The 25,738-nt window shown below is 41.7% G+C and carries 21 protein-coding genes; 6 read left to right on the plus strand and 15 right to left on the minus strand.

All coding sequences use genetic code 11. The annotated features are described in order from the left end of the window. Positions 1 to 88: 88 nt before the first annotated feature. From ezrA to GMC92_RS04105, 7 genes are all read right to left on the minus strand, one after another. On the minus strand, positions 89 to 1,813 hold the full coding sequence (ezrA, locus tag GMC92_RS04075) for a septation ring formation regulator EzrA (RefSeq protein ID WP_155199801.1): 1,725 nt from the start codon (positions 1,811 to 1,813) through the stop codon (positions 89 to 91). An 86-nt stretch (positions 1,814 to 1,899) separates the two neighbouring features. Further along, positions 1,900 to 3,849 (minus strand): DNA topoisomerase (ATP-hydrolyzing) subunit B, encoded by a 1,950-nt coding sequence (gene gyrB, locus GMC92_RS04080; RefSeq protein WP_031574061.1) that lies wholly within the window; start codon positions 3,847 to 3,849, stop codon positions 1,900 to 1,902. 12 nt (positions 3,850 to 3,861) lie between these two features. Further along, a complete protein-coding gene (locus tag GMC92_RS04085) occupies positions 3,862 to 4,425 on the minus strand; it encodes an HAD-IA family hydrolase (RefSeq protein ID WP_049491087.1) in 564 nt (187 codons plus the stop codon). A 166-nt stretch (positions 4,426 to 4,591) separates the two neighbouring features. Continuing rightward, positions 4,592 to 5,143 carry a DJ-1 family glyoxalase III gene (locus GMC92_RS04090; RefSeq protein ID WP_155199802.1) on the minus strand — a complete coding sequence of 184 codons (552 nt, stop codon included), beginning with the start codon at positions 5,141 to 5,143 and terminating at the stop codon, positions 4,592 to 4,594. Positions 5,144 to 5,162: 19 nt separating this feature from the next. Continuing rightward, on the minus strand, positions 5,163 to 6,392 hold the full coding sequence (locus GMC92_RS04095) for an FtsW/RodA/SpoVE family cell cycle protein (RefSeq protein WP_155199803.1): 1,230 nt from the start codon (positions 6,390 to 6,392) through the stop codon (positions 5,163 to 5,165). A 33-nt stretch (positions 6,393 to 6,425) separates the two neighbouring features. Next, positions 6,426 to 7,406, minus strand: coding sequence for a YeiH family protein (locus GMC92_RS04100; protein ID WP_049472428.1), 981 nt, complete (start codon positions 7,404 to 7,406; stop codon positions 6,426 to 6,428). Between the two features lie 4 nt (positions 7,407 to 7,410). Further along, the gene (locus GMC92_RS04105; RefSeq protein WP_155199832.1) at positions 7,411 to 9,864 is read right to left on the minus strand and encodes a bifunctional DnaQ family exonuclease/ATP-dependent helicase; all 2,454 of its coding nucleotides are present in this window, start codon (positions 9,862 to 9,864) and stop codon (positions 7,411 to 7,413) included. Between the two features lie 118 nt (positions 9,865 to 9,982). Between GMC92_RS04105 and GMC92_RS04110 the strand changes: the two genes are divergently transcribed. Beyond that, entirely contained in the window at positions 9,983 to 10,624 is a 642-nt protein-coding gene (locus GMC92_RS04110; RefSeq protein WP_155199804.1) for an MBL fold metallo-hydrolase, read from the plus strand. A 69-nt stretch (positions 10,625 to 10,693) separates the two neighbouring features. On the opposite strand, the gene ftsX is transcribed toward GMC92_RS04110, so the two are convergent. The 3 genes from ftsX to prfB all read right to left on the minus strand — a co-directional run bounded on the left by ftsX (position 10,694) and on the right by prfB (position 13,445). After that, positions 10,694 to 11,620, minus strand: coding sequence for a permease-like cell division protein FtsX (gene ftsX / locus GMC92_RS04115; RefSeq protein ID WP_155199805.1), 927 nt, complete (start codon positions 11,618 to 11,620; stop codon positions 10,694 to 10,696). Next, positions 11,613 to 12,305 (minus strand): cell division ATP-binding protein FtsE, encoded by a 693-nt coding sequence (gene ftsE / locus GMC92_RS04120; protein ID WP_003008021.1) that lies wholly within the window; start codon positions 12,303 to 12,305, stop codon positions 11,613 to 11,615. The genes ftsX and ftsE overlap by 8 nt, the downstream gene beginning before the upstream one ends. A gap of 44 nt (positions 12,306 to 12,349) precedes the next feature. After that, positions 12,350 to 13,445 (minus strand): peptide chain release factor 2 gene (gene prfB / locus GMC92_RS04125; RefSeq protein ID WP_100209015.1). Its coding sequence is split into 2 segments (ribosomal slippage): positions 12,350 to 13,372 and positions 13,374 to 13,445, totalling 1,095 coding nucleotides; the frame shifts between segments, so codons are not numbered across the junction. A 175-nt stretch (positions 13,446 to 13,620) separates the two neighbouring features. On the opposite strand from prfB, the gene GMC92_RS04130 reads away from it, so the two are divergent. Then, positions 13,621 to 14,478, plus strand: a complete 858-nt coding sequence (locus GMC92_RS04130; protein ID WP_155199806.1) for a metallophosphoesterase — start codon at positions 13,621 to 13,623, stop codon at positions 14,476 to 14,478. Positions 14,479 to 14,787: 309 nt separating this feature from the next. Here GMC92_RS04130 and GMC92_RS04135 read toward each other — a convergent pair whose 3' ends face one another. From GMC92_RS04135 to GMC92_RS04145, 3 genes are all read right to left on the minus strand, one after another. Further along, positions 14,788 to 15,456, minus strand: a complete 669-nt coding sequence (locus GMC92_RS04135) for an MIP/aquaporin family protein (protein WP_045759670.1) — start codon at positions 15,454 to 15,456, stop codon at positions 14,788 to 14,790. A gap of 121 nt (positions 15,457 to 15,577) precedes the next feature. Further along, entirely contained in the window at positions 15,578 to 18,262 is a 2,685-nt protein-coding gene (locus GMC92_RS04140) for a cation-translocating P-type ATPase (protein WP_155199807.1), read from the minus strand. Between the two features lie 212 nt (positions 18,263 to 18,474). After that, positions 18,475 to 18,858: a YwiB family protein gene (locus tag GMC92_RS04145; protein WP_049483366.1), complete on the minus strand. Its 384-nt coding sequence runs from the start codon at positions 18,856 to 18,858 to the stop codon at positions 18,475 to 18,477. 115 nt (positions 18,859 to 18,973) lie between these two features. Between GMC92_RS04145 and GMC92_RS04150 the strand changes: the two genes are divergently transcribed. The 4 genes from GMC92_RS04150 to GMC92_RS04165 are packed head-to-tail and all read left to right on the plus strand — an operon-like array spanning position 18,974 to position 23,537. Continuing rightward, positions 18,974 to 20,284, plus strand: a complete 1,311-nt coding sequence (locus tag GMC92_RS04150) for an HD domain-containing protein (protein WP_155199808.1) — start codon at positions 18,974 to 18,976, stop codon at positions 20,282 to 20,284. Next, on the plus strand, positions 20,274 to 21,080 hold the full coding sequence (yidA, locus tag GMC92_RS04155) for a sugar-phosphatase (protein WP_155199809.1): 807 nt from the start codon (positions 20,274 to 20,276) through the stop codon (positions 21,078 to 21,080). Before GMC92_RS04150 ends, yidA begins: the two co-directional genes overlap by 11 nt. A gap of 3 nt (positions 21,081 to 21,083) precedes the next feature. Further along, positions 21,084 to 22,295 carry an aminoacyltransferase gene (locus GMC92_RS04160; protein ID WP_049475356.1) on the plus strand — a complete coding sequence of 404 codons (1,212 nt, stop codon included), beginning with the start codon at positions 21,084 to 21,086 and terminating at the stop codon, positions 22,293 to 22,295. Between the two features lie 6 nt (positions 22,296 to 22,301). Then, on the plus strand, positions 22,302 to 23,537 hold the full coding sequence (locus tag GMC92_RS04165) for an aminoacyltransferase (protein ID WP_155199810.1): 1,236 nt from the start codon (positions 22,302 to 22,304) through the stop codon (positions 23,535 to 23,537). Between the two features lie 76 nt (positions 23,538 to 23,613). On the opposite strand, the gene tpiA is transcribed toward GMC92_RS04165, so the two are convergent. Together tpiA and tuf are read right to left on the minus strand one after the other, a co-directional pair. Next, a complete protein-coding gene (gene tpiA / locus GMC92_RS04170) occupies positions 23,614 to 24,372 on the minus strand; it encodes a triose-phosphate isomerase (protein WP_045763546.1) in 759 nt (252 codons plus the stop codon). A 163-nt stretch (positions 24,373 to 24,535) separates the two neighbouring features. Then, positions 24,536 to 25,732, minus strand: a complete 1,197-nt coding sequence (gene tuf, locus GMC92_RS04175) for an elongation factor Tu (protein ID WP_070665412.1) — start codon at positions 25,730 to 25,732, stop codon at positions 24,536 to 24,538. Positions 25,733 to 25,738 lie beyond the last annotated feature (6 nt).

Here is a 25,738-nt window from a genome sequence, read left to right on the forward strand (position 1 = left end):
ACTATACAAAAATAGGGTTTAAATTTCAAGTTTCAATGATCATTTGAAGATAAAAAAAACGACCTCCTAAAAAGTCGTTTTTTTGTTATTAGAAGCGAATTTGCTCCCGAGTTTTTTCATACGAAGTAACAAAGCGATCTGTCACTCCAGCTTCTACCATCTCCAAAGCATCTGAGATGACCTTAAAGGAAGCTGCATAGTCATATTCTCTTTCGAAAATATAAAGGGATTCATCAAAAGCTGCTTGCACATGATCATCAAATGAACGGTAACGGTTTGAGTATTGCAACAACTGCTCTGTTAAAGTAGCATTTTGTACAATTCGATAAGTCGCTTCTTCCAATTCATTCATATCATTGGTCAAAATATCTAACAAACGATTGGTTGATTCGATGTTGATTTTATCCCCTTCCAACTCATCCATCAAAGCCTCTGTATTGTTGCTTGCTGTGAAGAATAATTCCAAGAATTCTTGAGGGATTCCTGGCAAGTTTCGCTTGTCCATATAGCGTTTAATGGCATGCAAACGGTTAGCATAGATGTTAACTTTTTGGCGAGCATTGGCATCGTCTTTTTCAACTTTTGAAAGGGAATCACTCAAGCCGATTTGCTCATCTTCGATTTCTTTCAAGCGAGCCTCGATGGCTTCTAATTCTTCTTCTACGATAGAATAGGCCTTTTGTGTTTCAGATGAATCTTTCAAGGCATCTTCTACCACATTTTCTTGTGAAGATAGCTCAGCTTCCAACTCTTTTAACTGTTGGCTGAAAGCTTCATTCAAGACGAATGTTTTACCAAGGCGTTCCACTTCTGCTGCAAGGTTGCTATTGTTATCTTTTGCGTGTTTCAAATAGCCAGGCAGTTGTTTCACTAACTTCTTCACGACTTTTTGTGATTCGATTTCACGAGTAAAGATGTGATACAATGCATCGATTTCCTCTTGAATTTGCTCATTCTCGTAAATAGCATTGTCCAATTCAAGCGCGGATACATTTGCCATATTGTTCTTCAAGGAAGCATGCAACTGTTGGAAACGAGATTCAATATCTGTTTCAGTGAAGTGGTAGCCAGATTCCAAAAGCTTTCGGTAGCCACTTTCCAAATCCTCTAATTGGTCTGGAAGTTTTGACTGAAGATCGGTGACAATTTCTGGCACTCGCTCAACAATTTGTTTTAAGGCCACAATATGATTCTCAGCGGTATCAAGGATTTCAGCTGCTTCAACAGGGTCACCTGAAGAATTCAAGGTGACAAATTGTGAAAACTCAGATTGAATATTTCCAATTTGCTTTTCAATTTCAGGAAGCGCACTGCCATAACGATCTGGATCTGAAGTGACTTCTTTTTGAAGTTCTTCAAACATATCTAAGGCATGAACCACGCGTCCGCTATTTTTTTGTTCTTGCTCTTCAAGATCTGAAAGGGCTTGGCGAATCGCCTTGATATCTTCGTCGATCAACTGGATCTGACTTTCGATATTGTCAATAGCTTGTTTAGCCTTCATGAAACGGAAAGAATTATTGTAGCCTTCCGCCTCAAACAGATTGTTTTCAATATCAGCAAATGAATTTAAGGATAAATCTACCCATTTTTGATTCCATTCACGAAATGCAACTTGACTTTGACCAATCAAATGCATGTTTTTTACGGCCTCAACTTCATCGTTGACCGGAAGGTTATATAACTTTTCTTTTCGTTCTTCCAGTGCTGCCAGTAAGGCCTCGTTTCGTTTTCTCAAAATGACTGCAACCACATATCCTACAATCAAGATAAGGGCGACAATAAAGATGAGAACAATTAGTCCACTAGACATATAAAAACTCCTTCATCGTATTACTTGAACGTAATCCTAGTAATTATACCATAAAATATCCATTAATGGGAAGCGTTCGTTGAATTTTATACATCGAGTGTACTATATTCAGCGTTTTCTTCAATAAATTCCCGACGTGGTTCCACGCGGTCTCCCATCAACATATCAAATATCTTATCTGCTTCCGCAGCATCGTCTACTGATACCCGTGCCATCAAGCGGTGTTCGGGGTTCATGGTTGTTTCCCATAATTGGTGATCATCCATTTCCCCAAGACCTTTGTAGCGTTGGATGGTTGGTTTTGAGCGACCTTCTGAATAGCGTTCCAAAGCTGCAGCTAATTCTGCTTCTTGGTTGGCACCAGGTTGGATATATTCTTTGATCTCACTACCGACTTTGACCCCATAGATTGGTGGTTGCGCAATATAAACATATCCCGCTTCCAAGACTGGTTTCATATAGCGATAGATCAAGGTCAACAGAAGGGTTCGAATATGTGCGCCATCGACATCGGCATCGGTCATGATGACTAATTTTTGATAACGCGCTTTTGTGACATCAAATTCAGCACCAAATCCAGTTCCCATAGCAGTAAATAAACTACGGATCTCTTCATTGGCTAGAATTTTGTCCATACTTGCTTTTTCAACGTTCAAGATTTTACCACGAATTGGTAAAATCGCTTGGAATTCCCGATTTCGACCTGATTTTGCAGATCCTCCGGCTGAATCCCCTTCGACGATAAAGAGTTCTGTTTCTTCTGGATTGTTTGAAGAACAATCTGCCAATTTACCAGGTAGGTTGGAAATCTCAAGTCCTGATTTCTTACGAGTCACTTCACGCGCCCGCTTAGCAGCTACGCGGGCTTTCGCTGCTAAAATCCCTTTTTCGACGATTTTCTTAGCTATTTGTGGATTTTCCAAAAGGAAATCCGAAAAGGCGTCACTAAAGAGTCGATTGGTAATTTTAACAACTTCTGAATTTCCAAGTTTGGTCTTGGTTTGTCCTTCAAACTGTGGATTTGGATGTTTAACTGAGATAACTGCTGTTAAGCCTTCTCGAACATCTTCCCCAGTTAGATTGTCTTCATTTTCTTTTAAGAGTTTATTTTTCTTAGCGTAATCATTGATGACACGAGTGAGAGCTGTACGGAAGCCCTGTTCGTGCGTCCCACCTTCATGAGTATGGATATTATTGGCAAAACTCATGACCGTCTCATGGTAGCCGGTGGTATATTGCATGGCTACTTCAACAGTAATATCATCCATTTCCCCATCTGTGTAGATCGGAGTTTCAAAGATGACATCTTTGTTTTCATTGATGTATTCAACGTAACTAGAAATCCCGCCTTCGTAGTGGTAATGCTTTTCTTGCTCCAGGCCTTCTCGCTTATCCGTCAAGGAGATACGCAAACCACGATTTAGAAAGGCTAATTCTTGAATCCGTTTATTTAATTTTTCAAAATCATACTCGGTGGTTTCCGTGAAGATTTCTGGGTCTGGAATAAAGTGGACGGTTGTCCCTGTCCGATCTGTCTCCCCGATGACTTTCAAATCATCCACAACGTGTCCACGTCGATACTCTTGGTAATGGATACTGCCATTTTTATAGACGCGAACATCGAGGGATGTGGAGAGGGCATTGACAACGGATGACCCTACCCCGTGAAGACCACCAGAAACCTTGTAGCCGCCTCCGCCGAATTTTCCTCCTGCGTGAAGTACGGTAAAGACAGTTTCGACGGCAGGTCGACCTGTCTTTTCTTGGATATCCACTGGGATCCCACGACCATCATCGACAACCGTGATCGAATTATCTGCTTCAATGAAAACTTCAATATGGCTAGCAAAACCAGCTAAGGCTTCGTCAATCGAGTTATCTACGATTTCCCAGACCAGGTGATGAAGACCTTCTTTTGAGGTAGAACCAATATACATTCCCGGACGCATCCGAACGGCTTCTAGTCCTTCCAAGACCTGAATCTGACTGGCATCATATTCTTGTGCTTGATTTTCTTGCTGTTTATCCTCTGTCATAATTTCCCTTTTCTATTCAAATATAAACTGGTGTAAGCGTGGCATGGAATCAAATAAATAGGTCGAAAGCCCTGCAGCCTTCCCAGCTTCTATATCGATCGGACGATCTCCGATGACCAGACCGTCTTGAATGCCATATTTTTCTTTCAAATAAAGCATAGAGGCTGGGTCTGGTTTTCGAGGAAAGCCCTCGTCTGCTGTTACAATCTCCGTAAAGTAGGGTGCAATACCTGTCTGTTCAATAAGGGTCAAAACTTGGCGATCCCGATGAGATACCAAAAAATGGCGTCCTCCATGTGCTTGGATCTCTTCTAGTAACTTTTTTGCTCCCTCAAATAAGACCGGCTCTTGCAAGCCCAAGGCTTCTTTTTTCTTGTATTCCGTACGAAAATTGGAAATATGAGGTGCAAAGGTTTGAATTGCATCCTGTGTTGAGATTTTTAATGCTGCATAAACAGAATCATGATCAGCTTGGATGTGAAAGTCCTTCAATGTCGCTACAAAGGCATTTGTGGACGTTTCGTAATTATCCAATAGCGTCCCACCAAGATCCCATATAAAATCATGATAATTCATAGTCAATATTATACCACAAATGGACAAAAAAAATAAGCTAAAAACCCTCATTTAGGGGGGATTTTAGCCATTTTTTACGGTCATTTCATTTTAAATCAAAGAGAAGTCATTTTCCGACATAGAATGTGATCTTTCACCAGAAAATATGGTGTCCAAAAGAGCTTTGTTAAGCATCTCCAAAGACATCTTGATAGAGCATTCCTTGCCGAAGGCTTTGGGCATCTCCTCCAAATTGCTCTACCAAGGCGTAGGCTAAGGCAAGTGCAGTTGAAGGACCACGACTGGTCAAGAGATTCCCGTCTTTCACCACTGTTTCTTTCTGATAGTACCCATCTTGAATCTCTTCTTCAAAACCATCGTAACAGGTATAGTGTTTATCTTTTAAGAAGCCGGCACGTGCCAAGACAATTGGTGCTGCACAAATCGCAGAAATGATTTTTCCTTTCCTACTTTCTTCTTGGAGAGCTGCAATCAATTCCGGATTATCTCGCAAATTCGCAGCTCCTGGCATCCCACCTGGTAAGAAGATTCCATCATAATCTGACAGGTCTCCATTCCAGAGGCGGTCGACTTCCACTGTGATCTGGTGAGAACCTGTGACCGTTTCTTCCATCCCAACGAGGTCACAGTCGATCCCAGCCCGTCTCAAAACATCGACAATGGTCAAGGCTTCAATTTCTTCAAAACCGTTTGCTAAAATCGTTGCTACTTTTTTCATTTTCATTCCTTCTTTCTATCTATTGCGCCTTTTTAAGGACTATTTTTTTACGGATTAGAGGCCCTTCTTCTGGCTCTTTCTTTTTGCTACTATGATTATATATTGAGAGGACCAGACCAATACCAATCAGATTACTAATAATAGACGATCCTCCTTGTGAGATAAAGGGGAGAGGAATCCCCGTCAAAGGGAGAAGGCCCGTTACCGCTCCGACATTTTCAAAAATATGAAAGACCAGCATCATAATGAATCCGATGGAAATATAGGTATAAAATTGGTTGTTGGACTGGAGGGTGATTTTTAAAATACGGTAAATCAGGGTCACATATAAAATCAACAGCACAAGAGCTCCAACAAAGCCAAAGTCTTCTGCTACTACTGTAAAAATCATATCACTTTCCCTTACGGGAACCAATAAATTAGATACATTAAATCCTTGACCAAAGAGGCCACCACTGGCAATGGCTAGCTGTCCTTGCGCCTGCTGGTAGGTGGTTGTTTGTGCATAGTCAAAAGGATTTAACCAGGCTAAAATACGGTTCATTTGGTAGGTTGGCATCCCTACTTGCTGGTGCAGAAAAGCCCGACCCCCTTCTGATAGAAAGAGAAAGAGAAAGCCTGCTAACCCACCTGCTAGAAGCAAGATGACCGGCAAGATTATTTTCCAAGAAACTCCTGAAACGAGCACTAAGCCCGCAAAGATGGCCAAGAATACTAAGGCCGTTCCCAAGTCCTGCTGGAGGGCCAATAAGGCAAAGACCGGAATTGTATAGATGGTCAACTCTAGAATTAAAAACCAATCTTGTCGTAACAATCGCTCACGCCCCTTATTTCTTTGTAAAAATCGAACAATAGAACGTGACAGCATCAGGATGAAGGGAATCTTCATAAATTCTGAAGGCTGAAATAAGGTGATGTTTCCATAAGCTACCCAGTTTTTTGCACCTGTTGAAGCCACCAAGTTTGGATTATAAAAAACAAGAGGAAGAACCATCAAGGCCAAGCCTAGTAGGTAAAGAAAGGGAGTGATTTTCCAAAGAAATTTCGTACTAAAAATCGTCACAATCAGGCAAATGATACATCCCACACCAATCCAGGCTAATTGCTGCCCCAAAAAAGGCCACACCATTTGGGGATAATCATGAGAAACTGCCACATAAACGGATAAGATCCCTATCATAAGTAGGGTGAAGACAATTCCAATGATCGAATAATCCAGGTGGATCGTCCAAAAATGATTTTTCTTCATTCACATTCCTTTCTGTGAGAATCATCAAATTAATTAATAGAACAACATCTGTAGAATCAAGCTAGATCCTGCCACACAGAACCAAGCAATCAAACCTACCAGAAGGGGGGCTGCTCCTGCCGCACGGAACTGTTTCCAAGAAACCTTGCTTCCGATTCCAACCAAGGCCATGGCCATAAAGAGGTGAGAAAGGTCATTTAGGTAAGGTAGGACCACTTTAGGTACCAGGCCAATAGAAGAAAGAATGGAAGCCACAATAAACCAGATAATAAACCAAGGAATAATTTTCTTTAACATTCCTTTGTTTCTTCCTTGTTGTTTACTCCTATACCATTTTAAACCGATCAAGCCCAAACAAACTGGTACAATCATCAGGGCGCGTGTTAACTTAACAATTGTAGCCATTTGCCCCGCTGCTTTACTGTATGAAAATGCTGCTGCTACAACAGATGACGTATCGTTAATGGCTGTTCCTGACCAGAGGCCAAATTGGAAATTAGACATATGCCATAAATGCCCTAATACTGGAAAGATAAAGACAGCCAAAATGTTGAAGAAGAAGATAGTTGACATAGATAGGGCAATTTCCTCTTCGTCTGCTTCAATGATCGGAGCTGCTGCTGCAATAGCAGATCCACCACAAATAGCTGTACCAAACCCAATTAAGGTCCGTAGATGAGATTTCAGGTGGAAGACTCTCCCAAAAATAATCGCTGCAAGAAAGGCAACGGTTATCGTCGGCAGACTAATCTTTAAAGAAGATAAACCTGTAGAGGCAACTGTCGCAATGGGCAAGCTAAATCCCATGAAGATAATCGAATACTGCAACAATTTCTTACCGGACCAGTTCAAGCCTGGTCGTGAATTCTCCGGCAAATCCACAAATTCATTAAGGACAATTCCTAAAATTAAGGCAAAAACACTGGAGCCAATAATGGGAAAGAAAGTTCCCAACAACATAGCACAAAGTGCCAGTACAAATGCAATTGCAAGTCCAAATCCTTTATTTTTCATTTTCTCAATTCCTTTCAAAAAAGTCAGCTGCTTGCTCAACAAGCCGCTCTCTCAATGTCGTGTGAAGGGGCAACACTTGTTGCAACCCGTCCAAAATTTGTTTTCCATATCGCTTGGTTACCACCCGCTGATCCAATAAGAGGACCAGAGATTCCTGATCTTGAAAACGGCTGGTTCTCCCAATAGCCTGTTTTAGCCTTAAAATCGCGACTGGAAGACTATAGTCGTAAAAGGGATTTTTCCCCTGTTCTCTGAGTTTTGTATTCAGCTTTTGAACCATATAATCTTTAGGATTGTCAAAAGGAAGGCGCGTGATGATTTGAATCACTTCTTTTTGTTGAGAGAAATCGACTCCCTCCCAGAAGCTTCCTGTTCCCAATAAAATGGAGCTTTCTCCTCGGTCAAATCGCCGCTTAATATTAGCTGCATCACCATTTCGATACTGGGCCAAATGAGGAAACTTCAATGCGTTTGACGTCTCCAGTAACAATTCTTTTGAGGTAAACAAAAGAAAAATTGGTTTTCTTAGAGGAAGGAGTTCATCGATGAGCTGACAAATCTCTCTTGCATACTCCACAGAAGATAAAGAAACGACATCCGGAAAATCTATCGGCACCAACAATTCCTGGTGTTGTTTGACTGTTATTGGCACCCGGTAGATCTGCTGCTCTTGGTATCCCAAAAGGGTAGGTAAATGCACCTTTTTACTGATAGCGATCGTCGCTGATACAAAGAGCACGGGTACTTCTTCAGGCACAAACTCCCTAAAGGATAGCAAGTCCTCAACTCCTCCATGGAGACGAAGAATCTGGTGGCTTTCGACCACTTCCTTGTCCATCCAAAAGGTTTGGTAGCGCTCATCAAACAATTCTCTTAGATTCTCTAATGATTCATTTTTTAATTCCGATACATCCTGTCGCATTTTTTCCACTGTTTGATCTGATAAGATGGCTGGTTTTCCTTGTACAACTTCCTTAGAGCAGGCATTTAACTCAAATTGAATACTCTCCAGCAAACGCCTTTGCAGAAGATCTTTTTCCTCTTCGATGGCATGTTGCAAGCCTAGAAGAAGAGATTGCAAGTTTTCTTCTCTCTGTGAAAACTGCTCTAAAGCAAAGAAGAGTTTTTGCGCTTCATCCACTACCAGAACAGATTCTTGAAGTAGACTCTTATCATCTTCTAGACGAGTTAACAGATAGGCATGATTGGTCAGAATTACCCGGCTGGTTTTCACTTTTTCCTGGCCGAGACGCCAAAAATCTTCCTGATAAAAAAGTGAACGTTTCGACAATTGGCCATCGTGGCAAATGTCAGCTACAAAATGAAGATGACGATAGAGTTGGCCAATTTCACTGAGCTCTCCCGTTTCCGTCATGGTCAGCCAAACCAACAGTTGCATTTTAAAGCGTCGGATCATCCCATTATCTGACTCACTCTGTAAGGCCTCATAAAATTTATCGAGTTGGATGTAATCCTTGGGACTTTTCAGGCTATGAAAGGGAATTTGGAAAAGATCTTGGATAGTCTTTCCTTCCTTCTTCATAATTTGATCCTGAAGAATTTTAGTCGGAACACTGACAAGAATGCGCTTGGATGTTTTCGCCAAAAGCGTTAATAGATAGGCATAGGTCTTCCCAATACCCGTTGGCGCTTCAATAAAACTCGGAAGTGGCTGTTGCAAACTGTCCTCGATATAGGCAACAAATTCTCTCTGCTCCGGATAAGCCTCCATTCCCAACAACTGCATATTGAATTCAAACTGTTCAGACAAATGACGACTTTCTAAAAACTGCTGTGGCTTTCGCAGGTAGAGACCATGAACTTCTACTAAATGAGCTGGTAAAAAAAGGCTACTGTCTTCAAGCGCATCTTCTATTAAGAGTCGTGATTCATAAATCAAACAATCTGCCATCGAAAGAAGTTTTTCGATCAATCCCCTTGGCAAGCTCGCAATTTTCTCTCTCAATTTCAACAGCAACTGGGCTGTTGCCATAGCATCCGCTAAAGCGGAGTGAGCATGGTGCAACTCAATTTCCAGTTCAGCTGCAAGCGCTCCTAAATTGTAGCGTTCTAAAGTCGGATAGAAAATTTGAGACAATTCAACCGTATCAATCCGAGGAGTCGTTAGCTCAAATCCTTCCCAAAAGAGGGCTTCTGCCAATAAATTCGCATCAAATTTGACATTATGGGCCACAAAGACGGCATCTTCTATTAATTCAAAAATTTCTTTTGCCACTTGTGCAAACTCTGGAGCTTTTTTCAAGCGAGCATCTGTCAGGCCAGTCAATTGTTTGATATGCTCATCCAATCGTTCGTGGGGATTCACATCCGTCTCATAGGATTGCGTAATCCTCCCATCTTCAATGATGACAATCCCAACCTGAATGATCTTAGCATTGCTTCCAGCACTGGTCGCTTCCAGATCCACAATGGCATATTTCCGTTTCTGTCTTGTCATAATACTTAAAATTATATCACGTTTGAGCAAGCTCTGCAGATTTTTTTCTCCTTTCATGCTGACTTCAATCCTGTTATTTTCCTCGCAATTTGATACACTATTCTAGAAAGGAGTCCTTATGAAAATCTATCGTACCGTTAATCCTGTAGCTTATGAAAACACCTACTACCTTGAAAATGACCACTCCCTCATTCTTGTCGATCCAGGGAGTGACTGGGCAACTATTCAAAAACAAATTGATCGCATCGGAAAACCCATCGTAGCGATTCTTTTAACCCATACACATTACGATCACATTATGAGTCTTGAAAAGGTTCGTCAGACCTATCATTTCCCACCTGTTTATGTCCATTCAGCAGAAGCCAGTTGGTTGTCTTCTCCAGTCGATAATTTATCTGGTTTGGATCGTCATGCGGATTTAGAAGATGTGGTATGTAAGGAGGCCGACTTCCTTTATGACATTCGCTCCGATTACCAAATAGCTGATTTCCACTTTTATGTTCTGGAGACACCAGGCCACTCTGCAGGAGGAGTCTCTATCGTCTTTCCTGAGGATCACCTGGTTCTATCTGGTGATGCCCTTTTTCGCGAAACCATTGGACGGACCGATCTTCCAACAGGGAACGCGACACAGTTGCTTAGCAGTATCAGAGAAGAACTCTTTACCCTTCCATCTTCCTACACTGTCTATCCCGGTCATGGCCCTGAGACTTCTATTGGTCACGAGAAGATGTTCAATCCCTTCTTTAGACAATCCTAAAGAGTCCTTATCATCCTTCCTGTCCTCATAACAGTAGACAAAAAAAGCAAGTGCGAACTTGCTTTTTTATTATATCTTAAGAAAACGTCTCATGGAGATTGAAGAACCAATCGCTCCAATCAAAATTCCTAATCCAAAGAGGCCACCGACCATGATCGGTACCAAGAGATGAGGACTATAGAGATACAAGTTTTGATCTGCCAAGTTATTGTTCATAGATGTATAGACAACATTATAAACATAGAAGACCAAAGCTGAAGGAACCAAGGCTCCCAAAAGACCGATCCAAGCACCTTCTAAAAGGAATGGTGCACGAATATAGCCATTTTTTGCTCCTACCAGTCGCATAATCTTAATCTCACGACTACGTGAAATGATGGTAATCCGAATGGTATTTGAAATCAAGAAGACTGCGATGAAGATCAATAAAGCTACACCAATCAAGCCCCAGTTTCGAATAAAGGTTCCAAGGGCAAACAAGCGTTGGGTATCGACCCCACCATCTTTGACTTCAGAGACCCCTTCAATTTTCTTGGCATCTGCCGAGACTTGCTTCACATATTTTGGAGCTGTCGTCTCTACATAATAGGCATCGTAGAGGGGGTTTGCATCTCCATCAAAAATCTTCCAGTTGTTCCCAGCCGTTTTGATCAGTTTATCATACTGTTCTTCCTTGCTAGAAAAATCAACCTTGTCGACATGCTTCATGGCTGTCAGAGCATCGTAGACCTTATGGTAATTTTCATTGGTCACGGTTTGACCTTCTTGTTCAATCTGCTCGCTCTGATCTTGAATATCTTTGCGCATGTATACTACAACCCGCACACTGTTTTGAATATCATCTGAAAGCTTAATAGTATTAGCAATAACAGAGGCGAAAATAGCAACCAAGCTAAGGGTAATCATAACCGAGCTGACCGCTGCAATCGTCATCCAACCATTTCGTTTCAAGCTTTTAAGCGATTCGATTAAGTGTCGGAAAAATCTTCTAATCATCGTATCCGTACTCTCCTTCCGCTTCATCACGCACTACACGACCATTTTCAATCGCGATGACACGGTGACGTAAAGTATTTACAATCTGGCTATTGTGGGTCGCCATCAATACTGTGGTCCCTTGCAGATTAATCCGCTCCAAAAGATTCATGATTTCCCATGAATTATCTGGGTCCAAGTTACCCGTTGGCTCATCCGCAATCAAGACTTTCGGATTGTTGACGATCGCACGAGCAATCGCAATCCGTTGTTGCTCTCCCCCTGACAATTCATTCGGGAATGAGCGGACCTTGTGTTTCAATCCGACAAGATCCAAAACTTCCATAACACGCTTTTTAATATTGCGACGTCGCTCACCGATAACTTGCATTGCGTAGGCAATATTTTCATAAACGGTTTTCTTTGGAAGCAATTTATAATCTTGGAAGACCACTCCCACATTGCGTCGCAACATAGGAATATCGCGTTTTTTGATTTTATCCAAATCAAAATCAGCTACTTTCAAACTTCCTTTATCGTGTTTGACTTCACGGTATAAAAGTCGAATAAAGGTCGACTTCCCTGCACCAGAAGGTCCTACGATGTAGGCAAATTCTCCTGGTTCAATTTGGACAGAGACCCCGCGAAGGGCCGTCGTCCCGTTGTCATACTTTTTGACAACATCTTTCATTTCAATCATTGACATGTAATGAAATTCCTTTCATTCTTTTCTGGTTGATTCCCTCGAGGTTATTGGAGACGCCATTTAAGGTAGGCATCGATAAAGCCATCGATATCTCCATCCATCACCTTGTCCACCTGCGCTACTTCGTAGTTGGTCCGGTGATCCTTAACCATGGTATAAGGGGTAAAAACATAGGAGCGGATTTGACTTCCCCAGGTGATTTCTTTTTTATCCCCTTTTAGAGAATCCACTTCTGCTGCTTTTTTCTCTTGCTCTAATTGGTAGAGTTTAGCTTGCAACATCTTCATCGCACGATCACGGTTCCCGTATTGGGTCCGATCCACGGTGGATGCCACTACAATCCCTGTCGGAATGTGGGTCAAGCGCACCCCTGTAGAGACCTTGTTGACGTTTTGTCCACCAGCTCCACCAGAGCGGAAGGTGTCCATCTTGATATCATCATCACGAACTTCGACTTCAATGGTATCGTCTAATTCGGGCATGACCTCAACAGATGTAAAGGAGGTATGACGACGTTTAGCGGAGTCAAATGGAGAGATTCGAACCAAACGGTGTACCCCCATTTCAGATTTCAGAAGACCGTATGCATGTGGCCCTTCAAAGGATAGGGTCACAGACTTGATTCCAGCCTCATCTCCAGCCTGATAGTCCAAGACTTCAACTTTAAAGCCGTGGGCATTTCCAAAACGAGTATACATCCGAAGAAGCATGTCGCCCCAGTCCTGAGCTTCTGTCCCTCCTGAACCTGGGTGGATTTCTAGGATGGCATTATTATTGTCATAGGGTTCAGACAATAGCAAGGTCATCTCATAGCTGGTCATACGTTTATCCAGCTCCTCCAACTTCTCGATCAATTCTTCTTTGACCGAATCATCTTCTGCCAAAAAGTCCAGTAAGATTTCTGACTCATCAAAGAGATCCACCATTTGATGGAAATTTTCATAGGTCTGCTTGAGTTCATTTAATTCTTGAGATGTCTTTTGCGCAGCAATGTTATCATCCCAAAAATCAGGTTCTGTCATTTTATTTTCTAAAATGGCAATTTCTTCTTCCAATGCCTCTAAGTCAAAGAGACCCCCTGAAAGAAGCTAATTTTTCACGATTTGCGTCAATTTTTTGACGAATTTCTGAAATGTCCATAAGTACCTCTTTCTATGTATCTAGTCTATTATATCATAACCTTCACTATTTGCCCACCTTCCAATATTGGATCTACTGGTTGACCACTGCCAAGCCAGCTGATTTTCAGCATTTTTTCTATTCATTTGTAACCTAATTGTTAGAAAAAAAGATCCTCTTATGCTAGACTGGTAGCATGACAACAGTAGCTTTTATGTCCGATTTACATATTGATTCAAACAACTTCGGCAAAGAAGAATTAGAGACCCTGATCACTCTTTTCAAGGACAAAAAAATTCAACATCTCCATATTGCAGGAGATATTGCCAACGGCTTTGAAAAGACGTCACAGGAATTTTTAGACCAACTCCGATATCACCTTCCAGTGACCTTTAGCCTAGGAAATCATGATATGCTGGGCCTATCAGAAGAAGCCATGAGACCTTTTGAATTTCAAAAGATTCCCTTCTCCAATCATACGCTTCTTGCCTTTTCGGGCTGGTATGACTACAGTTTTGTTCCTACTATCTCTCCCCAAAAACATCTCCAAACCAAAAATCTATTTTGGTTTGACAGACGCCTCCAACGAATGGGATCTGATCCAGCCATTACCAAACGTCTGTTGCAAGAGCTGGAACAAGAGCTCATGCGAGTAAACCAACCCCTGATCATCGCCATGCACTTTGTTCCTCATAGTCAGTTTCTCCTGCGCCACCCTTATTTTGAACGCTTTAATGCTTTTCTAGGGAGCCAAGCCTTTCATGAACTGTTTAGACAATATCCTGTCAAAGAGGTGATTTTTGGTCATAGCCACCATCGAATGCCAGCAACAACCATTGACAACATCACCTATCATGCCAGACCTTTAGGCTATGTCCGAGAATGGGAGCTCTGCAAACAATTTTTCGATGCTTTTCCTGAATATGATTTTCCAAAACGATACGATCCCTACAAACGCTATCGCAGAATTAAAGAACTCCCCGAATTTAAAGCATACAAGAAAAAACAGCTCGCTCATGAATTTTCTCAAGCCATGACGATCCTTGAACTATAAAAAAATTGGTTCCTTCGGAACCAATTTAGAATGTAGACAAACTATTTTAAAGTAAAATAAGTTAAGCGATTCTGCAAAAAAATAAATAAGTTCCAATTTTTAAATCGATCGAGAAAATACCTAAACTTTCCGCTGTGAGAAAAGTGCCTGAAACAATAACATTTCAGGCACTCGGAATTATTGAGACCCTAGGCTCAATAATTAGTCATGGAACTTCGAAGAAGTTCGCTGACGTCCGTACTCACCTAAGGAAAGTTTTTTATATGACTTTGTTTTCAATCTGAATTGGTCCCTCTGGGACCAATTTTTTTACTCTTCTGTATCCAAAAGATTTTTTGCAACGATTGCAGCCAGAACACCGCCAACGATTGGAGCCAAGATAAAGATCCAAATTTGTTGGAGGGCTGCACCACCTACAAAGAGTGCAGGAGCCAAGCTACGAGCTGGGTTAACAGAAAGTCCTGTAATGTTCAAACCAACAAGAATAATCAAAGTCAAGCTCAAACCTATGACAAGACCAGCGATTTTCCCATTACCTTTGGTAGCTGATGTCACTGTCATGATGACTAAGATAAAGATAAAGGACGCAATCACTTCAAACAAGAAACCGCCAAATGGAGTCACACCCTTCGCTAGGGCATTTTCACCAAGACTAGCTGTTGACATACCTGAATTTGACAAGAGGAAGAGAACTGTTGCAGATGCGAGAACCGCACCCACTACTTGCGCTGCAATATAATTAACCAAGTCCTTTGAAGACAAGCGTTTGTTCACAAACATGGCAATCGAAACAGCCGGGTTCAAGTGGGCACCAGAAACAGTCCCAATTGAGTAAGCTGCTGCAACAATGGATAAACCGAATGCCAAGGCAATTCCTAAATGTCCTAGACCTTCTGTTCCATTTCCAAAAACAACTGCGCCAGTCCCGATAAAGACAAGCATAAATGTGCCGATTACTTCAGCAAAAAACTTTTTCATAACTAAGTTTCCTTTCTTCAAACTGTTGACTAGTTTATCAAAAAACCACACGTACCTCAAGAAATATGCCCAGTCTATTTTGCCCGCAAAAAAAGCCATCCGAAGATGACTTTTTTTATGCTTAAATAGCGTTTTTATCTTTTCCAAGTGCACGTTGAACGGCTTTGACAATCTCAACGAGAACAACAATCAAGAGCGAACCAATCATAACAGCTAACCATTGTGTCAAACTCAAATGAGAGACATGGAAGAGTTTGTTAAATCCAGGGACAATGATGGTCGCCATCAAGAGAACAAAGGCAACTGGAATCGACCAGTTAAAGGTCTTGTTCTTGAAGAGTCCCACTTTAAAGATGGATTGGTAAACCGATTTAACGTTAAAGGCATGGAGCAATTGGATCAAACCAAGAGTTGCAAAGGCCATGGTCAAAGCGTCTGCATGGATTTCGGCACGAGTCGCATGTTCTGGATAGAGTAAGGCCCAGCCATAAACACCAAGAACCAGCATGGTTTGGAAGACACCTTGATAAAGAATAGCTCCGAAGACCCCACCGTCAAAGAAGTTAGATTTACGTCCACGAGGTTTGTGGGTCATGACACCTGGCTCAGCTGGTTCCACACCAAGAGCGATAGCTGGAAGAGTATCGGTTACCAAGTTGATCCAGAGAAGATGTACTGGTTGTAACACATCCCAACCAAAGAGGGTTGCAAAGAAGATGGTGAAGACTTCAGCCATATTGGCAGACAAGAGGTATTGGATAGATTTTTGGATATTTGAGAAGACCTTACGTCCTTCTTCTACCGCTACGATAATGGTTGCAAAGTTGTCATCGGCAAGGACCATATCTGATGCTCCCTTAGAAACCTCTGTACCTGTAATCCCCATACCGATACCGATGTCAGCTGTCTTAAGTGATGGTGCATCGTTGACCCCGTCACCAGTCATGGCAACAACTTTTCCTTCATTTTGCCAAGCTTTCACGATCCGAACCTTGTGTTCAGGTGATACACGCGCATAGACAGAGTATTGCTTGAAGACTTTTTGGAATTCTTCGTCAGAGAGTTCATTCAACTCAGCTCCAGTGAAGACATGGTCTTCGGTGTCATTTGGATCGATGATTCCCAGACGTTTGGCAATCGCTTCTGCTGTATCTTGGTGGTCACCAGTGATCATAATTGGACGGATACCCGCTTCCTTAGCGACACGAACAGCTTCTGCAGCTTCTGGACGCTCAGGGTCAATCATACCGACCAAACCAGAGAAGATCAAGTCAGACTCAACGATTTCAGATTCCAAGGTTGGAATTTCGTTACTTGTCTTATAAGCCATCATCAAAACACGAAGGGCTTGTTTAGCCAAGTCTTTGTTGGTAGCAAGTATAGCTTTCTTATCTTCATCCGTGATAGGACGAACTTCCCCATTAACTTCAATACGCGTCACACGTTTGAGCAATTGGTCAGGAGCTCCTTTGACAGCGATAAAGTAAGAACCGTCCGATTCCTTATGGATAGTTGACATAAGCTTACGGTCAGAGTCAAATGGCAATTCTGCCACACGTGGTTCATCCTTCAAAATTTCGCGAACATCAAAATTGTGATCCAAACCAAACTGTACCAAAGCAGTCTCTGTTGGGTCCCCAATCAACTTGCCAGATGGGTCCACCTTAGTATCATTGGCAAAGTTCATGATACGAAGGGTATTGTTGCTAGCAGCAATCTCAGCTGCTGAGCTTTGCAATTGACCGTTGGTGTAGACCTTCTCAACAGTCATTTGGTTCATAGTCAAAGTACCTGTTTTATCAGATGCGATGATTTCTGTTGAACCAAGAGTTTCAACCGCTGGTAATTTACGAACAATCGAATTGCGTTTGGCAAGGGTTGTAGTTCCCAAAGATAGAACGATAGTTACAATGGCAGGAAGTCCTTCTGGAATGGCCGCAACCGCAAGGGCTACCGCAACCATCAAGCCTTCTAATGGATGCTCTCCACGAACGAAGACGCCAACTAAGAAAGTAATGACCGCAATCACAACAATTAAGTAAGTCAAGGCTTTAGATAATTGTTCCAAGCTTTGCTTCAATGGTGTTTCAGTCTCATCGGCATTAGCCAACATATCTGCAATCTTACCAACTTCTGTATACATACCAGTGTTTGTTACGACACCAATACCACGACCATAAGTTACATTTGAGTTTTGGTAACCCATATTAACGCGGTCCCCAATACCAGCATCTGCTTCAACAAGTCCTGTCACATCTTTTTCAACTGGCACAGACTCCCCTGTAAGAGCTGCTTCTTCAATTTTAAGAGAAGCTGCTTCAAACAAACGCATATCTGCAGGAACCACATCTCCAGCTTCCAGAAGAACGATATCACCTGGGACCAATTCTTTAGAATCAATTTCAATCACGTGACCATCACGGCGGACACGCGCTAATGGACTAGACATGTTTTTCAGCGCTTCGATAGCTGCTTCGGCTTGTCCTTCTTGGTAGACACCAAAGGCTGCGTTCAAAACAACAACGGCTAAGATGATCATGGCATCTGTAAGGCCGTCCATTCCTTCTGTGATCACAGAGAGAGCTGCAGCGATCAACAAGATGATGATCATCAAATCTTTAAACTGATCGATAAACTTAGACAAGAGGCTACGTTTTTCACCTTCGTCCAGTTCATTATGACCATAAATCGCTAAACGTTCTTGAGCTTGAGCAGTTGACAAGCCTTCAATTGAAGAGTCCAATTCCTTTAGAACTTCTTCTTTACTCTGTGTATAAAACAAAGCTTTATTTTGTTCTTTTGACAAAATAATTTCCTCCTTATAGCTTTCTACTAGGTCTCTTTTGCACAAAAAAGAGACCTGTTTGAAAAAACAAGTCTCGCCGTTTAATATAGTGCCGGAAATAATTTCGTAATGACGACACTATCGCGGAAAACCGCCAGCTACTCCCTTGAGTGGTTTTATTATACCATTTTTATAGAATAAAGCAAGCGGGATCTAGAATAATTTAATGAGGATTATTCTTCCCATTCCACCAGTAATTGATAATTAGCAAATTCCTGTTCTCCATCGAGAGTTAACAAGCGATAAGAGACTTTCAAATGACCTGCTTCTAATTGAAAGAGGTCTGTTGTAATCAAAAACTGCTGAATGCCCATCGGAGTTGGGATGATTGCCCCACCATCTTCATTTTTGTAGAAACGCATGATGGATTTAGGACTTGAGAATCGTGTCATGACCAATTCATCATTGGAAAATTTCAAAGCAACCTTTTCATCTTCTTCATTGGTATACAAGAGATATTGAAAACCTGCTTTTTCCTTCCATTCACCTTGATAGTACTGATCAACAATTTCCATTTCTTCTCCAAATCGAATGGTATTTTGAATGCGAATCTGCATCTTTGTCTCCTTCTCTTCTTTTCTTGCCTTACTATTCTATCAAATTTTACGCATTTTGACTGCCCCTATTAGCCTCTATATCGCAAAATAGGCTTTTTTTTGCTATAATAGACCCATGAATGAAAAAGTCTTTCGCGATCCCGTGCATGATTACGTTCATGTGGATCATCCCATCATTTATCAATTAATTAATAGTAAAGAATTTCAACGACTACGCCGCATCAAACAACTGGGGACATCTGGTTTTACCTTCCACGGTGGGGAGCATAGTCGTTTTTCTCACTGTCTTGGCGCCTATGAAATTTCAAGACGCATTCTGTCCATTTTTGAGGAAAAGTATGCAGAGCAATGGAACTCTGATGAAAACTTACTGACCATGACAGCCGCTCTTCTTCATGACATTGGACATGGTGCCTATTCCCATACCTTTGAAGGACTGTTTGGGACCGATCATGAAAAAATGACCCAGCTGATCATCACCAGTCCAGAGACGGAGGTCAATCAGATCCTCTTACAGGTAGCTCCTGATTTCCCAAATCGTGTAGCCAGCGTCATTGATCATACCTACCCCAATAAACAAGTGGTGCAATTGATTTCTAGTCAAATTGATGTGGACCGGATGGATTATTTACTGCGGGATGCCTACTTTACGGGTGCTTCCTATGGAAAATTTGACTTGACCCGTATTTTGCGCGTTATTCGACCGATTGAAAATGGCATTGCCTTCCAACAAAATGGCATGCATGCTGTCGAGGATTACGTGGTCAGCCGTTACCAAATGTATATGCAGGTCTACTTCCACCCAGCTACTCGTGCCATGGAAGTCCTCCTTCAAAATCTACTCAAACGCGCTAGAACCATTTATCCAGATCAGAAAGAGTATTTTCAACTGACTTCACCTCGCTTGATTCCATTTTTTGAAGAAGAAGTCACTATCCAAGACTACTTAAATCTAGATGACGGTGTGATGAATACCTATTTCCAAGTCTGGATGGATAGTCCGGATACCATCTTGTCTGATCTTGCTCAGCGCTATATTAATCGGAAAGTCTTTAAATCGACTCTATTTACAGAAGATAAGCGAAAAGACTTAGCAATCCTTGAAAAACTGATTAAAGAGGTTGGGTTTAATCCAACCTACTACACCGCTATTCATCAAAATTTCGATCTGCCCTACGATATTTATCGACCAGAGCTTGAAAAACCGCGGACCCAGATCGAGATGATCCGAAAAGATGGGAGTCTCGCTGAATTGTCTCAGTTGTCTCCACTCGTCGCTGCTTTAGCAGGAACTCGCTATGGGGACAACCGCTTCTATTTCCCCAAAGAAATGCTGGAGGTTAATGGACTTTTCAGTAAGCAAGTAGAGGAATTCACTTCCTATATTACCAATGATTATTTTACAGGAGAGACGGATGTCCATTAAATTAGTTGCGATCGATATCGATGGTACACTTCTCAATTCAAAAAAAGAGATCACACCTTCCGTATTTGAAGCCATTCAAGACGCTAAAGCTGCAGGCGTTAAAATCGTTATCACAACCGGTCGTCCTATCGCAGGGGTCTCAAAACTTTTAAAAGAACTCCATTTGATGGATCCTGGAGACTATGTCATTACCTTTAATGGCGGTCTGGTTCAAGAAACCGCTACTGGAAAAGAACTCATCAAGGACCTTTTAGATTATGAGGACTATCTCGATATCGAGTCTCTTGCTAACAAACTCCAAATCCACTCTCATGTGATTACTAAAGATGGCATCTATACCAGCAATCGCGATATCGGACGCTACACCATTCATGAATCTCAACTGGTCAATATGCCCCTTTATTACCGGACGCCTGAAGAAGTTCGTGAGAAAGAATTTGTCAAGGCCATGTATATCGATGAACCAGATATTCTAGATGCTGCGATTGCAAAAATCCCTAAAGAATTCAAGGATCGCTTCACTATGGTCAAATCAGCTCCTTTTTATTTAGAAATTCTAGGGAAAACAACCAATAAGGGAGCAGCTGTTCTTCATCTAGCTGAACGACTTGGAATCCAGCAAGAAGAAACCATGGCCATCGGAGATGAGGAAAATGACCGTTCCATGCTAGAAGTCGTGGGACATGCCGTCGTTATGGAGAATGGCAATCCAACTCTTAAAAAAATTGCTACACATATTACCAAATCAAATGATGAATCTGGCGTTGCTTACGCCATTAGAAAGTGGGTATTATAAGAAATGTACCATTACCAGCTAGGAATTTCTGCTAGTGAGCATGATGACTTTGTTATTCAGAGTGACCAAACCAATCTCTTACAAAGCAGTTCATGGGCAAAAATCAAAGATAATTGGGGAAATGAACGGGTTGGTTTTTATCAAGAAGACCAATTAGTCGCTGTTGCAAGCATCTTGATTCAACCCCTGCCACTTGGCTTTTCCATGCTCTACATTCCTCGAGGCCCCATCATGGACTACCAAAACAAAGAGCTGGTTTCATATGTGATCCAGTCCCTTAAAAAGATAGCCAAACAATACAAGGCCTTGTTTGTGAAATTTGATCCAAGTCTTTTCTTGAGTAAACAATTGATTGGACAAGAAAATACGGAAACCACTGATGTGCAAGCAGTAATCGATACCCTAACTAAAGAAGGGATTGAATGGACTGGCCGAACTAGTGATATGGCAGAAAATATCCAACCACGCTTTCAAGCGAATATCCACAAAGAGTTTTTCATTGAGCAAGATCTTTCAAAATCTACTCGACAAGCCATCCGAACTGCTCGAAACAAAGGGATCCAAGTCCAATTTGGCGGGACTGAATTGTTGGAGGACTTTGCTTCTCTCATGAAAAAGACTGAAGCTCGTAAAAGCATTCATTTACGTGGAAAAGACTACTACGAAAAACTACTCACAACCTACCAAGGACAATCCTACATTACCTTGTCTACTCTAGATCTCGAGAAACGCAAAAGCTCCCTTATAAAAGATCTTGAAAAAAACAAGGCAGAGGCTGAAAAATTCACAGAAAAAACAAAGCCTGGCAAGGTTGAGAATAACCAAAAAGAAAAAGAGCGGATAGAGGAAGAACTGCAATTTCTTGAACAGCATCTCCAAGCAGGTAGACAGATCGTTCCTTTATCTGGGACCTTAACCCTTGAATTCGGTGGGACGTCTGAAAATGTTTATGCAGGGATGGATGAAGAATTCCGCCGTTACCAACCTGCTATCCTCACCTGGTATGAAACTGCCCAACACGCTTTCGACCGTGGTGCTTCTTGGCAAAATATGGGGGGCATTGAAAATTCACTCGATGGTGGTCTCTATCATTTTAAATCTAAATTTAATCCTGTCATTGAAGAATTTGTTGGGGAATTCAACCTCCCAACCAGTCCACTCTATCCACTTGTAAACAAAGTCTACAAGATCCGGAAAAAATTAAGGAGTAAATAAAGTTACATGACTCTTACGACAATTTCAAAAGAAGAATTTACCTCATTTGCAAATACTGTCTCCCATCGCTCTTTTATCCAGTCTGCTGAAATGGCAGATCTGCTTAAAAAGCGAGGAAATACCGTCCAATTTATCGCTTGGAAGCAAGAAGATCAAGTCCAAGTGGCAGCAATCTTGTACAGTCTTCCTATGACAGGTGGTCTCCATATGGAAATCAATTCTGGCCCCCTTTACCAAGAGGAATCTATGCTAGAACCCTTCTATGCAGCCTTAAAAGACTATGCGAAAGAAAATGGGGCTATTGAACTCGTTATCAAGCCCTATGATACCTATCAAACCTTTGACAGTGACGGCAATCCAACCAGTGAAGAGCAAACCCATTTTATGGATACCCTAAAAAAATTGGGCTATCAGCATGATGGTTTAACAACAGGTTATCCAGGTGGAGAAGGTGATTGGCATTATGTGAAAGATATGGAGGGTATCACCGAGAAAAATCTTCTCAAGAGCTTCAGTAAAAAAGGAAAGCCACTTGTCAAGAAAGCCAAATCTTTCGGTATTGAACTGAAACGATTAAACCGAGATGAACTGCAACTCTTTAAGGATATTACTTCCTCTACCAGTGACCGTCGCGACTATCAGGATAAGACCTTGGATTATTACCAAACTTTCTATGACAGTTTTGGCGACAATGCAGATTTCATGATCGCAACACTGAACTTCCACCATTACTACACGAATCTTGAAAAAGACCAAGGAAAACTAGCACAGAAGATTGAGAAATTACAGAAAGATCTTGAAGTCAACCCACATTCAGAGAAAAAACAAAATCAACTTCGTGAATTCTCTAGCCAGTTTGATACCTTTGAGGTGAGAAAGAAGGAAGCGAAAGAATATATAGAAAAATATGGAGATCAAGACGTCATTCTTGCAGGAAGCCTCTTCGTCTATCTGCCACAAGAATCCACCTATTTATTCAGTGGCTCTTATACAGAATTTAATAAGTTCTATGCTCCTGCTGTTCTTCAAGAATATATGATGCTTGAAACCATCAAACGTGGTATCCCAAGATATAACTTCCTTGGTATTCAAGGGGTCTTCGACGGCTCAGACGGTGTGCTTCGTTTCAAACAAAACTTCAACGGCTACATCGTCCGTAAGATGGGGACCTTCCGTTATTACCCAAGTCCTCTGAAATACAAACTGATTTCTCTCATTAAGAAACTATTAGGACGTTCCTAACTCAAAAGACCAGCTTTGTAGCTGGTCTTTTCTACTATAAAAAAAGACGAGAAATCTCTCGCCTTTTTATATGTCATTATTTAACAAAGTCAAGCAATGCCAAGAAGCTTTCTGGATCAAGTGATGCACCACCCACAAGAGCTCCATCAACGTCTGGACAAGCCATGTATTCAGCAACGTTTTCAGGTTTCACTGAACCACCGTATTGAACACGTACTTTGTCAGCCACTTCTTGACCAAAGTCAGCAGCTACAACGTCACGAACAACTTTACACATTTTTTGTGCGTCGTCTTGTGAAGCTGATTTACCAGTACCGATCGCCCAGATTGGTTCGTATGCGATAACTGTTGAAGCTACTTGTTCTGCAGTCAATCCTGCAAGAGCAGCTGAAACTTGAGCCCCTACGAATTCTGCTGCTTTACCAGCTTCGTAAGTTTCAAGACTTTCACCACAACAGATGATTGGAAGCATACCGTTCGCAAAAATTGCTTTTGCTTTTTTGTTGATATCTTCATCAGTTTCGTGGAAGTAGTCACGACGTTCTGAGTGACCGATAACAACGTAGTCAGTACCGATTTCTTTCAAAACTTGTGGGCTAGTTTCACCTGTGAAAGCACCTGCATTTTCAAAGTAGCAGTTTTGAGCAGCAACTTTAAGGTTTGAACCTTTAGCAGCAGCAAGAACAGTTGTCAAGTCAAGAGCAGGTGCAGCAATCCCAGCTTCAACAAGATCAGATGAAGGAAGTTTTGATGCTACTGCTTCAACGAATGCTTTTGCTTCTTCTGGGTTTTTGTTCATTTTCCAGTTACCAGCAATAAATGGTTTACGTGACATTTCACATACCTCTTTTTTCTATTTTTATACTAACTATTTTACCATAATTTTCGTCATAATGAAAGGTTGCACAAACTCTTTTACTTTTTAAAACAATAAAAACCCCGTCTTCACGGGGTTTTCTGTCTGTCTATATAATTGTTAATCTGGGAACTAGATCGAATTAAGCTTCGATTTCAGTAACCATACCTGAACCAACAGTACGTCCACCTTCACGGATTGAGAATGTAGTACCTTGTTCAACGGCGATTGGGTGGATCAACTCAACGTCGATAGTCACGTTATCACCAGGCATTACCATTTCAGTTCCTGCTGGAAGTTCGATAGATCCAGTTACGTCAGTTGTACGGAAGTAGAACTGTGGACGGTAGTTGTTGAAGAATGGAGTATGACGACCACCTTCTTCTTTAGTAAGGATGTAAACTTCACCTTTGAATTTAGTGTGTGGGTTGATTGAACCTGGTTTAGCGATAACTTGTCCACGTTCGATTTCATCACGTTGGATACCACGAAGAAGCACACCAACGTTGTCCCCTGCAAGACCTTCGTCAAGTTGTTTACGGAACATTTCAACACCAGTAACAACCGCTTTTTGGATTTCTTCTTTAATACCAACGATTTCGATTTCGTCGTTGACTTTAACAACACCACGGTCGATACGTCCTGATGCTACAGTACCACGTCCAGTGATTGAGAATACGTCTTCGACTGGAAGAAGCAATGGTTTGTCAGTATCGCGTTCTGGTTCTGGAATGTACTCATCAACAGTGTTCATCAAGTCCATGATGATATCTTCATATTTAGAGTCACCTTCAAGAGCTTTAAGAGCTGAACCTTGGATAACTGGAAGGTCATCACCTGGGAAATCGTATTCTGAAAGAAGGTCACGGATTTCCATTTCAACCAATTCAAGCAATTCTTCATCGTCAACCAAGTCAACTTTGTTCATGAAGACGATCAAGTGTTTAACACCAACCTGACGTGAAAGAAGGATGTGCTCACGAGTTTGTGGCATTGGTCCGTCAGTTGAAGCTACTACAAGGATAGCTCCGTCCATTTGAGCGGCACCAGTGATCATGTTTTTAACGTAGTCCGCGTGTCCTGGAGCGTCGATGTGAGCGTAGTGACGTTTTTCAGTTTCGTACTCAACGTGCGCAGTGTTGATAGTGATACCGCGTTCGCGTTCTTCTGGAGCAGCATCGATAGACGCATAGTCTTTAGGTTGGTTAACTGATGAAGGCAAGCGACGTGCCAAAACAGTTGTGATTGCTGCAGTTAGGGTAGTTTTACCGTGGTCAACGTGTCCGATTGTACCGATGTTAACGTGCGGTTTACTACGATCGTATTTTTCTTTTGCCATTTGAGT

Origin of the sequence: Streptococcus parasanguinis, assembly GCF_009717775.1 — a bacterium.
GTDB classification, from domain to species: domain Bacteria; phylum Bacillota; class Bacilli; order Lactobacillales; family Streptococcaceae; genus Streptococcus; species Streptococcus parasanguinis_AG.